Here is a 12,390-nt window from a genome sequence, read left to right as displayed (position 1 = left end):
TGAGCGCCACAGGACAGAATCAGTGAAACGTTGTACTGGATTTTTCTGGCAGATAGTGAGCCAGTACGCTTGCAAGGATTAATGCAGCTGGAATGATCAATAAGGCCTGTTGGTAATCGCCGAGAGTATAGATACCTCGCTTGTTACTGAACGCGTCCAGTAAATACCCTATAAGCGGTTGTAAAAGAGGGGCTGAGAGCATGGCCAGAGTATTCGTAAATCCAGTACAGGTTGACAGCGATTCTGCTGGAGCTAGCTCGTTAGCAATTGAATAGGCAAGCATGTACGCTCCACAACAGAGACCTATGCTAAACAGCAGGACTCCTATTAATATGATGCTGTGAGTTGGCAGGAACAGCGTCAGTAAAAGCAGCGTTGCGGTAGATAAACAAGACGCATGGATGAGTGGCTTGCGTTTAACAAAATATACGGATAGCTGACCAAAAACAGGGCAACTTAATCCTGCTCCTAAAAGTATCATCGATGTGAGTATGCTGGCAGTCTTGATGCTGCAATCCAGTTTTAACTGTAAGAAGGGCACTGCCCATAATGCCCCGAACACAGTGATTACAGAGAATTCAAGGCATACAAAAATACCGTTAATCCAGGCCAGTTTATTCTTTAAAATAAGAAAAAACTGGTTTTTATAATCATGATTTATCTGAGCTTCAGGTTTATGGCTGGGAATGAATTTGTAACATAACGCGGTAATGACAAGGCCTAAAATACCAGCTCCTGTGATGAAGTATCTCCAGCCAAAATTGCTTATAAAAGCCCCCATTCCTATCATTCCAAAGACTGTTACAGTAAAGCCCAGGGTTTCAGATAAACCGATCATAAAAGCATACTGCCGTAGGGGGTAGTGTTGACGTAATAAATGTGAGAGACCAACAAAGGCAAAAGAAGAACCCGCTCCAATAATCAAACGTCCTAAAAATAAATAGGGAAGTGTATGTCCCGCTGCAAAAATAAAACATCCTAAAGCGCATAATGCTGCATTCAGGGTTAACAATGTTCTGGTGTTATAGCGGTCAAACAGTAATCCAACTGGTATTTGAAATGAGGTATAAACATAATAAAACGCACTGCTCAATAAACCTGCTGTAAGTGCTGAAAGATTTTGTTCATGCATAATCGCACCTACAATTATTCCAGAGGATAATTGCAGAAAAAATTGAAACAGTAAAAAAAATACACCTACTAGCCAAATGATGGTTCTAGGTGCTTGATGTTGAGTCGAATTAATCAAAAGTAACCAGTAGTATTAATAAAAAAGCGAATATATAGGATAAGCTGGGTACTGTAAATTTTTTTTAAACGTTGGTCGGATTGACTCTGTGTTTTTATATAAATAAAGATAACCGATGCTCAATTAATGCGTTCCTCGAGGAATAATCGTAGCCTGTATTAGACGAAGTCGTAATACAGGATGGTTTCTGTACCACGATAAGAGCATGGAATTGATGAAGCGGTTGATCCTGTATTACGACTTCGTCTAATACAGGCTACGGTCGTTACGGTCGCTATCCTCAGTAAAGTTATTTTAAATTGTACTTAGCATGATTAGGTATCGATTTTTGCGAATTTTATGAAAACCAGTGGTGAAACAATGATCCCATCATGTTGGTTGGAAACGTCCTTTATTGAATGTTGAGCACTGTATCTGTCAAGCAATAATCAATAGATAACAATTAATGTTGTTACTATAATAATAGATATTATTTATCGTAAAGGTTGATTATGAATTTAAGAGATTTGCATTATTTTGTTGTTCTAGCAGAAGTGAAGCATTTTGGTGATGCAGCAAAAAAATGCTTCGTCAGTCAACCTACGTTAAGTATGCAAATAAAAAAATTGGAGGAAACTCTTGGTGTAACGTTGTTTGAGCGTACCAACAAGCAGGTATTATTAACGGATCAGGGCGATGCATTGTTGTCCAGGGTAAAAAAGATACTTATGCTGATTGATGAGATGAAAGATGTCGCTCGGCATTCGCATGATCCTTTTTCTGGTAATTTACGCCTGGGGGTGATACCTACAGTTGCACCTTATCTATTACCTCTGGTCATGCCGGCTATCAATGTTCAATTTCCTGATTTAAAAATATGGTTGATAGAAGATCAGACACGGCGGTTAATTGATAAATTAGAACATGGAGAAATCGATGTTGCAATAATGGCGCAACCCATTGCCGGGAATTTTACCAGTTACACTTTATTTGAAGAAGCATTTTATTTCGTATGTGATGAGTCTAATGAGTTGGCTCAGTCAAGTTCCCTGTCAATAAATCAATTAGTCAATCAACCCATTATGTTACTTGAAGAGGGCCATTGTTTGCGTGATCAGGCTATGGTTGTTTGCCAAATGGCCAAGACTCATGAAATAGCGGATTTTACTGCTACAAGTCTTGAGACCCTTCGATTAATGGTGCAGTCAGGAATTGGCGTGACTTTGTTACCAGCACTGGCTGTAACTGTAGATCCCTCACAGCGATTGAAGTACATTCCTTTTGTATCACCAGCACCATCTCGAACTTTGGCCTTATTTTGGAGGAACGGTACTCCAAAAATCAAATGTCTTCAGGCAATTGGAGAACAGATTTCTCACCTGATCACATCATATTTGAGGTTAGCTTAAGTTAATTTATGAATTTTAATCAACATTCCAACCTGTGGATGATCCAGATAATATACTTCACTGCCTTTTAAACGTTGTTTCTGAGCAATGGTAAAGGAAGATTGTGGATTATTGGATGGCGCGAGATGTAAATCGGTATCTAATAAATAATAATTACTTTGTCTTACTCTTAACGTTCCCTGTACTATCCAGCCGTTATGATTTAACTCGGGCAATGCAACAGTGCTTTGATTATTTGCCGGTTGTCTCCATGAGTAGTGTCCCAATACCTGATATCGGGATTTATGGCTTAGCAAATAATATTCATTTTTTAATCCGGATTGAGAGGGGGGCAATAGACTATATGAGTTAATGGTTTTACCCGTACTTCGTTTTAGGGTGATCGCTTTTTGATTCACTGGAATTAAAGGTGAGTTTAAATCAAGCTCGTTGTTTTTGGATGCATTTTGTGGATGTGTAAACAGGATAAGATCGATTTGATAACTTGATTGAGCTAAAGTGAAACTGGAATATAAGATATTGATTGTTATTATTAAAAATCTGAGCATGGCCGTGTCGCTTGTTGTTTTTGATTATTATACCTATCTAAAGAGAATAATACATCGTTGCAGCTGGAGTATTCATTAATTTTCCTTAACTTCATGAAATACTCCTTGGCGAGTACTATTCAACAACAATATTCGGAAATTTGTCCGCGTAATTTATTGGTTTTTTAGACAGTTCAATGGCGCTGATTAACGCAGTTTTTATAAAGGCATCTGTTAATTCACTTCGTGGTTGAGTGGCAGTTGGTACGCCTTCATCACATTGCTTTCTGATGTTACTGTCCAGAGGAAGTTGACCCAGCAATGTGCTGTGGTTGGTTTCACATATGGTTTTTGCTCCTCCCTCACCAAATATTGCTTCCTGATGTCCACATTGGCTGCAAATATGAGTTGCCATATTTTCGATAACGCCCAATACATCAATTCCTGTTTTAGCAAACATGGTTATTGCTTTTTGTGCATCCAGGGTCGCTACATTTTGCGGTGTTGTCACTACTATGGCCGCTGTTAACGGGATTTTTTGTACCAAGGTTAACTGAATGTCGCCAGTTCCTGGGGGTAAATCGATAAATAAATAATCCAATTCATCCCATAGAGTGATATCCAACATCTGGATTAACGATTTGGCAAGCATGGGACCGCGCCAAATCAGTGTCTGATCCATATCCGTGATATAGCCAATGGACATCGCTTGTACTCCATGTGTCTGAATGGGTAAATAACGATCTCCACTGATTTGAACTGGCTTGGTCGGTCCCAGCATCAATGGCATGCTTGGTCCATATATATCAGCATCCAAAATACCCACTCTGGCACCTGCGCGAGCTAAGGCAGTGGCAAGATTCACGGTAACAGTTGATTTGCCTACGCCACCTTTACCTGAAGCAATGGCAATAGTATTTTTTACTCCTCGTAAACCTTTACCGGGCATTTGGGTTTTATGAGCTCGGATGAACTGAGTTATTTGCAAGGTTATTTGGTGATGAGGAAATTGTGTCTTCAAAGCTGACAAAGCCAGTTCTTTAAATGTATCTTCCAAAATCTTACAGGGAAAACCTGTTTTGACAGTAAGCATGATTGAATCTGAAGTAGTCTCCAGATTGTACTGTAAATTCATTTCCTTGCCATTAAGACCAAGTAACGGGTCTTTTAGATTATCCAGCACGTTTATTACCGTATTTTCAACTGTCATATGTTTAACTCTGATTAATACAAAAACAGGATGATAACGCAGGAGTAACTGAATCACTAGTACTCTGTTCAGGAGATCCACCATTGCATTCGGGATGATGTTTCCTGAAGTTTTATTGCGAAGTTACCTCGAGCTCATATTGCCAATGGAACCAATGATTATTGGATAAATAATAAAGTCCACAATGAATGGGAAGAGCGTACTGACTTGATAAATAATAGCCATATTCATTCAGTTGTTTTTGATGTTGAGCCAATGTAGACTCTTCCTCTTTACCCGTTTTAAAATCAATAATCCACAGCTTGGATTGATCGATAAATATTCGGTCTATAATTCGGGTCACCAGACGGTTTTGATGCTCTACTATTAATTCATATTCATTCTGTTCTTTTTCATGTTTGGCGATTATCCATAAACCGCTTTTATCCTGAAACAATTGAGTAATCTGGGTTCGAATTATTGATAATGCTGATAACTGCGCCTCTTCATCAAATCCCAATTTTTTAAATTCAAGTTGCGCCAGATTCCAGGGTATCTGATCTGCGTTTTGAGGGTGATTGTCACAAATCCATTGCAATAATTGGTGAGCTGCGATTCCTATCAGTCTGGGTACACCAGTTACTAACTCATTAGGTGGGGGATTCATGGGATTACTGAACACAGGATTCGATTCCTGATACCAGTTTAAAGAAAGTTTACTTAATTCCGGTAGAGGATATTCTGATTGTTCGGAACCTTCTTCTTCCTGACATTTACTAAACTCCTGATTTTTAAGCAGACCACGAAATGAAGATTTTGATACTCTTGATGAACTATCAAATAAATACAATCTGGATTTAGCTCGAGTTACCGCAACGTAAAGTACTCTTTGCGCCTCATAATGATTCTTTTCTTCATCCAGCTGGTTTAAATAGTCGTATAACGGACATTGTTCCTGATGCGCCGCCTTGATGGGAGAGACCAGTAAGAGATCATTCTGATTTTGTGTTGGCAGTTTAAGCCATCGCAACATGGGTTGATCTGCTCGTTTAAGTTGAGTACCCAAGCCCGGTAAAATTACAGTATCAAACTCCAACCCTTTGGATTTATGGATGGTCATTACCTGTAATTGTGAGGGGGTGGTCTGTTGCGAATAGAGTTTATTGAATTCCAGAAAAAACTCATTCATATCAGGTAACCGGCCATTTTGTTCATACCTATCAATTAAAATCCAGAATTGTTCCAGGTCATTTAATTGATTTTGATTCAGAATTTTATCAACAAAAAGTTGGGTTAATGTTTTTGCCACCCACTCTGAAAGTTTGTACTGATATCGTTGAGCGAGAGATTGGTGCATAACCTGAGCAAAATATTGAGCGCGAGTTGTACCTTCTTCACTTAGACCATCTATTTTATCTAATTGTAATAAGGCGCTATAAATTGATTTCTTAGTATTAAATTGCGCGATTAGATGAAGATCGTTCAGTGATAAACCACAATAGGGGCTGTGAAGCATTGACAGCCATGCCAGTCTATCTCCTGGATTTAATAAGGATTGAGTTAAAGACCAGACGTCACGCAAATGAACCAGTTTAGCCAACAAATCTATATCTGTTCCCTGATAGGGTATTCTGTGACGACGAAGCAGATTCATAATATCAGTTAATTGCGATCGTGAGCGTACTAAAATGGCGACACTCTGTTCAGGATGTGCTTTTAATTCATTTTCAATTACCTCAATCAGCAGAGTAGCTTCGTGCCTTCGACTGTTGCATTGCATGGCATGAATTGCACTGGGTACATCATTTTCTATGACATTTACTGAAGGATGAAAAGAAACAGCTCCCGATTCGATATCAATGTGCTGAGGAAAAATTTTTGAGAAATGAACATTAACCCAGTTGACTATAGACGCGCTGGAGCGGAAATTACAGCTTAGTTCCAAAGGCTCTAGCGACACTGATCCAATTCCTCGTTCTTTGGCACGGAAAAATAATCCGACCTCAGCCTGACGAAACCGATAAATCGATTGCATGGGATCACCTACGAGAAATAAAGTTTTACCATCATCCGGCAACCAGCCCTGAACTAATCGGGTAATCAGTTCAAATTGTGATATGGATGTATCCTGGAACTCGTCAATCAGTAAATGATGAATGGCATTATCCAGATATAAAGCCAAATCTGTTGGATTATCCAGTTCGCCTAATGCGGCTAAAGCTTGATGTGAAATCGTCGTAAAATCGACTTCATTTTGTTCACTAAACATAACCTGAAGGTAACTGGCCAGTAAAGGTAACAAGACAAACAAAGCCTGAAGAACCTCCCACTGCTCTGGATCATATTCGGGTTTTGGTAACGTACTGACTTGTAACAGCGCATCCAGGAAATCTGGGTACTCTTTTAACTCAGCAAGAAGCTCAACGCTTTCTGCTTTTAGTCGCTTGTATTCCTCAGCACTATAATCTGGCTTCAAAAAACCAACATTATGATCAAAGCTGTTGCGAATCGAAAGGCTGCTATCAAGTATCAGTTTGCATAAAGCAGCGCAAGTATCCTGATTAGATTGTCTAAAATCATACCAGTCTCTTAGAATAAAACGTGGCGATTCAGGATTATTTTCAGTTACAGCCACTGTGCGTGCCAGAAGAGTTAACCTGTCTGCCAGAGTGAATGGAAGACTTTCTTTAAAGCGACATAATTCATGATGTTCAATAAAGCGTAAAGCATCTTCAAAAGTAGATTTATCTTGAGCGCGGGCCTGAAACAATGGGGTGAGCCATTGGTCTCTTTGTCCTAATAGTGATTTAAATAAATCAATCAGTCGTTCTTGTCGGTTATCTACATGAATAAGTAACGTTTTGATCGCATGCTGATACTCAGGAGTCTCCATGGCAAATTGTATGCAGTTACGTGCAGCCTTTAGATAATACCGTTCCGGAGTATCTGTTATCTGAGCGTACGCAATTTGTTGTTCCAATAGGGGGATGGCTTGATTAATACTCTGGCACAAGGAGTCAATAGTAATGATTTTTAAGCGAGTGGGTTGTTCCAGTAACTCCCAATTTAATTGGGCGCTACGAATTAGAGCTTCCTGGGCGTAACTTAAGGTGAGCTGTTGGTGTGGACTTGTGGCCTGTTTGTTTAATGCCGCTTGCTGCAGCGCCAGGATTATTCGTTCACGCATTTCAGTAGCTGCTTTACGGGTAAATGTTAACGCAACGATTTGTTCTGGTGAGCTGACAGTGCTTAATAATCTCAGATAGCGCTGGGTCAGTATTTCTGTTTTACCAGACCCAGCAGGAGCTTGTACTATAAATGAGGAACGAGGATCCGTGGCCTTGCTCCTTTGGTCGCTATCAATAAGCGTCATGCTTCTATTCCAATACTATTTCCTGAGCGGGTGGTCTTAAATTATAATGAGAACTCATACAGTGACCATAGGCACCTGTATTGGCAATCAATAAAACATCACCTTCTTTGGTTACTGGTAATAGACGGTCATAACCCAGAGTATCCCCAGACTCGCAAATGGGGCCTACGATATGTGAAAAACCGGCTTTTTCTTCATAGAGACGGGTTAAATTAACGATTTCATGATAGGCGCCATATAATGAAGGTCTTATCAATGAGTTCATACCTGTTTCTATGCCAATAAATTTAACTTTTCCTTTCTCTTTGCATTGGGTGACTTTGGCAAGAATGACACCGCTTTCTGCGACAAAGAAACGTCCTGGCTCTAACCAAATTTGTAGCTGAGGATAGCGCGATTTTACAGCCATTAAAGAGGCATCTAGTGACGCAAAATCAATGGGATGTTGTCCCGGTTTTTCAACAATGCCCAAGCCACCACCTAAATTGATGGAGCGGACATGAGGAAATTGATCAGCCAGGGAAGCCAGCATCAATGCAGTTTGTTGCCACAAATCCGGGGTGAGAATTCCGCTTCCGGAATGGGCGTGAAGACCTATGACTTTTATATTATGTTTTTTAGTCAATGAAATGATTTGTCCCACATCATTTTGGGTAATACCAAATTTTGATTCATTGCCTCCAGTCGAAACATGTTTGTGGTGACCCGCCCCAGTACCTGGATCTATTCGAACAACTACCTCCCGATTTTTAAATAACTCGGGCCAATATTCCAAAGGATATAAACTGTCAATGGTCACATAGCAACCAACTGAAAGAGCAAACTCATATTCAACCTTGGGTGCAAAATTGGGAGTAAATAATATTCTGTCTTTGTTTATATTGGGAAATAAATTCAGTACTAGTTCAAGCTCTTGAATGGAGACACATTCAAAACCGATCCCTTCTTGTTCAAGCGTTTTCAAAATAGAAGGGTAGGGATTCGCTTTTATGGCGTAAAATAATTTATCAACTGACTGCAACTCCAATAACAGTTTTGCGCGATTAGCCTGGGTAGGGCTATGGTAAACATAGCAGGGGGAATATACCGTGCTAGCTGTTAACAACCGGTCGCGCTCTGATTCCCACCATGGAGTCGGTCGTACATTGGGTTTGCCAAATTCTTCGTGCCAGCTTTTGGAGTAATAAAATATTTGCGGATTGCTTTCAATCAATAGATGATGCAATTTTTGGCAGAGCTTATCTGCTTGCGATTCGTCCACAACAAAAGTCAGGTTTAAATCATTGGAAGCCAGTGACATTAGATAGACTTGTTTGGCATCAAACACTTCCAGGGCTGGGCCCAGATGGGGTAACACGGTTCGTATATGATGGCCTACAAGACTTACTGCACTGCAGGGTTCAATCAATTTGGCGCGGCCAAACTCATTTAAATCAGACAGTAGGGCATTAATAGCAGGCCTATCATACAATTTTGCATTAGTATCAAGAGATAAAGTGACGTTAAATTCGGAAGAGGACAATAAATCAACCGAAAAACCATGCTTTTTAAAGGTTGCAAAGACGTCCGCCAGGAATCCTACCTGCTGCCACATATTCAGTGTATCAATAGAAATTAACAGAATACTGTGTTTTACCTGAATCGATTTAATTAATGGAGCTGATTCATCAATATCCTTTGTTATTAAAGTACCTGAATGCTCGGGTAGCTGAGTGAATTTAACAACCATGGGTATATTGGCTCGTCGTACTGGTGGTATGCAATTGGGATGAAGTACCTTTGCTCCCATAGACGCAATTTCCTGTGCCTCGTCATAATTTAACTGTTTCAGCAAACGGGCATGGGGTAATTGATGGGGATTAGCTGTATAGATACCAGGAACATCAGTCCATATTTCGCATGATGAAGCTTGCAATTTTCCAGCAAGAAGTGCTGCGGACGTATCTGAGCCTCCTCGACCTAATAACACTGTTTCACCTTGAGAATTGGAAGCAAAAAATCCTTGGGTAATTATTGCCTCGGCTCCACTACTCAGGAATTTTTCTATTAAATCAGGATCGTACTCACTGTCGCAGCGAGCGGACAGATAATTCACCGTTTCTCCACCATGAACTGGAGTGCTGATCAGCAATTTTCTGGCATCGTACCATTTGTTATTAATTCCCTGATTTTGCAAAAAGACATGGCCAAGACGAGTCATCATCAGTTCACCAAGACTTAAAATCTGAGCATGCGTTTTAGCTGGAGCCTGTTTGAGTAAAGCAATTCCGGTTAACCATTGTTGTAATTGGTGTAATTCATCGGCAACCAGATCCGGACTCACTTCCAGCTCTTCGGCGAGTTTGAAGTGACTGTTCTGTATATCAGCAAATAGGCTGTGATGTTCGTCCAGTAAAGCGGCTTCAATGGCCTTTTCCAGTTTGTTTGATATCTGGGTGAGAGCAGAACAGACAATAACCGGTTGCACACCAGCCTTTAAGTGTTTTTTGGTAATTGCTGCAATATTATTCCAAGTAGCTCGTGATGAAACACTTGTTCCACCAAATTTAGTGACGATGTGTTGCATGATAGTAATCCGCACAAAATTAAAACACATTAGCATGGAGTACAGGAGTTACACAAGTAGTTATATCAATTTGCCTGACACATGCTTGGGATTAATTAATCATCATGGGCATATTGCATTCACTGTGGGTTTTTTTTTATTACTTATTGAATATAAAGATAAAAATTTTAACTGAAACGTTTGAATTATGAGTAAATTCATTTATTATCGAATTTGATTTAAATTTTGGAAGCATTTCAAATTAACGAGTGTGGAGTGAAAAACATGCACAAACCCCTAAGAACGCTAGTAAGTACTTCAATACTTGGAGTTCTGGCGACAAGCACCGTCCATGCAGGTGGATTTTCTTTATATACCGAAAGCAGCGCAGCTGCCATAGGGAACTATGGTGCCGGTATAGCTGCCGAAGCCGCAGACGCATCTATTGGATGGTATAACCCTGCTGGTTTAGTATTAATTCGTAATCAACAAGCAGTATTTGGTGGGGTTGGAGTTTTTCCAATCGCTAAATTGAATGGTACTTCTACGTTCCATACAAATGGATTGCCAGATTACGTTCAAACATTTAATAATTTAAACGGTGCGGAGAATGGTTTTGTTCCTTCTTTCCATTACGCTCATCCTTTAGGTGAAAATGCAACGTTTGGTATCAGTATGGTTTCTCCTTTTGGATTAGCTACCAGTTGGGATCCTTTATCCCCCGTTCGTTATGAAGCAACATTCACCGAATTGATTACTACCAATATTTCACCTGAAATTGGTGGTCGATTGACAGAGAATTTCTCAATAGGTGGTGGTATCGATTTGCAATACGCGCGAGTTAAATTCAATCGTATGCTTGGTATACCTACTGCATATCAGAATATTGCTGTTCCAGGACTTACACCTTATATACTTGACTCTCAAAGTTATAACAAAGCTCAATCATTTGGTGTTGGATTCCATGCAGGTGCGATGGCAATGTTTAATGACAACCATACACGCCTAGGTGTGAACTATCAATCCAAAGTAAGACATCATTTCCATGGTTTCAGTATCCTTGGTGGAAAACTTGCTGATCCTAGATTGACACTTATCAATCCTTTTGCGGCAAATGTTAACTCCATGTACAGATCGAATGATTTGAACAGTAACATAATCGATTTACCTGATATTGTTACTTTAAGTGGTTACCACGATATTAATGACACGATTGCATTATTGGCTTCTGTTGTATACACGAACTGGAGTACTCTTCGTACAATCGAACTAAATAATGTTGCTGCTCCAAATACATCTGTTAATCCTGTCAGACAAACAAAATTGAACAGTATTTCAGCACAAAATTATTCAGATACCTGGCGTGCAACTATAGGTGCGAATTACCACGTTAATCCAAATTTAATGTTGCGTGTTGGTGGTGGATATGATGCTACGCCTACTAACGATATAGATAGAGACATACGTTTACCAGATACTGATCGTTGGGCTCTTTCTGTTGGTGCTCATTATCAAGCCCGGCCTAATATTGGGGTAGACGTAGGTTATACTCATCTATTTGCTGCTAATGATCCTAAAATTAATCGTACAGATTTGATCGGTACAACATCGTATTATAATGTTAATGCTGGTGGAAAAGCTGGTGCGAATCTTGTTGGTGCACAATTGGTATGGACAATTGATCCAGCAATTCCAGTTCCAACAAAATAACATGAGTTCATGTTTAGAAAAGCCATGCGTTGCATGGCTTTTTTTTTCCCTAAATAAACCTAATGGTTTAGGCAAGGATGCGAGCCTTGGAATTAAGTCATCCTGAGCACAGCGAAGGATCTCCCGATGCTGGTGCAGTGCCACATTCAGGAGATCCCTCATTTCATTCGGGATGACGTTTTCTTTTGAAATTATTTCATCCTGAGCATAGCGAAGGATCTCCCAATGCAGGCACAGTGCCACATTCAGGAGATCCCTCATTTCATTCGGGATGACGTTTTCTTTTGAAATTACGTCATCCTGAGCATAGCGAAGGATCTCCCAATGCAGGCACAGTGCCACATTCAGGAGATCCCTCATTTCATTCGGGATGACGTATCTTTTGAGAAGTACGTCATCCTGAGCACAG

General features: G+C 40.0%; 7 protein-coding genes. 2 read left to right on the top strand and 5 right to left on the bottom strand.

Features of this window, described 5'->3' with window-relative positions; all coding sequences use genetic code 11:
* Positions 1–19 precede the first annotated feature (19 nt).
* Complete coding sequence (locus IZU94_RS03715) at positions 20–1,249, bottom strand: MFS transporter (protein WP_304600583.1); 1,230 nt, start codon at positions 1,247–1,249, stop codon at positions 20–22.
* Positions 1,250–1,740: 491 nt separating this feature from the next.
* Here IZU94_RS03715 and IZU94_RS03710 point away from each other — a divergent pair, with 491 nt between their 5' ends.
* Positions 1,741–2,637, top strand: coding sequence for a LysR substrate-binding domain-containing protein (locus IZU94_RS03710; protein ID WP_203108137.1), 897 nt, complete (start codon positions 1,741–1,743; stop codon positions 2,635–2,637).
* Here IZU94_RS03710 and IZU94_RS03705 read toward each other — a convergent pair.
* The 4 genes from IZU94_RS03705 to IZU94_RS03690 form a co-directional block, all read right to left on the bottom strand.
* Positions 2,634–3,185 (bottom strand): CsiV family protein, encoded by a 552-nt coding sequence (locus IZU94_RS03705; RefSeq protein WP_203108135.1) that lies wholly within the window; start codon positions 3,183–3,185, stop codon positions 2,634–2,636. The genes IZU94_RS03710 and IZU94_RS03705 overlap by 4 nt on opposite strands.
* A 115-nt stretch (positions 3,186–3,300) precedes the next feature.
* Complete coding sequence (gene apbC / locus IZU94_RS03700) at positions 3,301–4,374, bottom strand: iron-sulfur cluster carrier protein ApbC (RefSeq protein WP_203108253.1); 1,074 nt, start codon at positions 4,372–4,374, stop codon at positions 3,301–3,303.
* A gap of 112 nt (positions 4,375–4,486) precedes the next feature.
* Complete coding sequence (locus tag IZU94_RS03695) at positions 4,487–7,726, bottom strand: UvrD-helicase domain-containing protein (protein ID WP_203108133.1); 3,240 nt, start codon at positions 7,724–7,726, stop codon at positions 4,487–4,489.
* A gap of 4 nt (positions 7,727–7,730) precedes the next feature.
* Positions 7,731–10,292, bottom strand: coding sequence for a bifunctional aspartate kinase/diaminopimelate decarboxylase (locus tag IZU94_RS03690; protein ID WP_203108131.1), 2,562 nt, complete (start codon positions 10,290–10,292; stop codon positions 7,731–7,733).
* A gap of 255 nt (positions 10,293–10,547) precedes the next feature.
* Here IZU94_RS03690 and IZU94_RS03685 point away from each other — a divergent pair, with 255 nt between their 5' ends.
* A complete protein-coding gene (locus IZU94_RS03685; RefSeq protein ID WP_203108251.1) occupies positions 10,548–11,981 on the top strand; it encodes an OmpP1/FadL family transporter in 1,434 nt (477 codons plus the stop codon).
* The last annotated feature ends 409 nt before the right edge of the window (positions 11,982–12,390 follow it).

Origin of the sequence: Legionella bononiensis, assembly GCF_016786215.1 — a bacterium.
Taxonomy (GTDB): Bacteria; Pseudomonadota; Gammaproteobacteria; order Legionellales; family Legionellaceae; genus Legionella; species Legionella bononiensis.
Note: the sequence above shows the minus strand (reverse complement) of the source record. Positions and strands in the feature narration are given on the sequence as shown.

Coding starts and splice junctions, on each gene's coding strand:
- IZU94_RS03710 (WP_203108137.1), top strand. CDS start 1,741: ATGAATTTAAGAGATTTGCATTATTTTGTTGTTCTAGCAGAAGTGAAG.
- IZU94_RS03705 (WP_203108135.1), bottom strand. CDS start 3,185: ATGCTCAGATTTTTAATAATAACAATCAATATCTTATATTCCAGTTTC.
- apbC (WP_203108253.1), bottom strand. CDS start 4,374: ATGACAGTTGAAAATACGGTAATAAACGTGCTGGATAATCTAAAAGAC.
- IZU94_RS03695 (WP_203108133.1), bottom strand. CDS start 7,726: ATGACGCTTATTGATAGCGACCAAAGGAGCAAGGCCACGGATCCTCGT.
- IZU94_RS03690 (WP_203108131.1), bottom strand. CDS start 10,292: ATGCAACACATCGTCACTAAATTTGGTGGAACAAGTGTTTCATCACGA.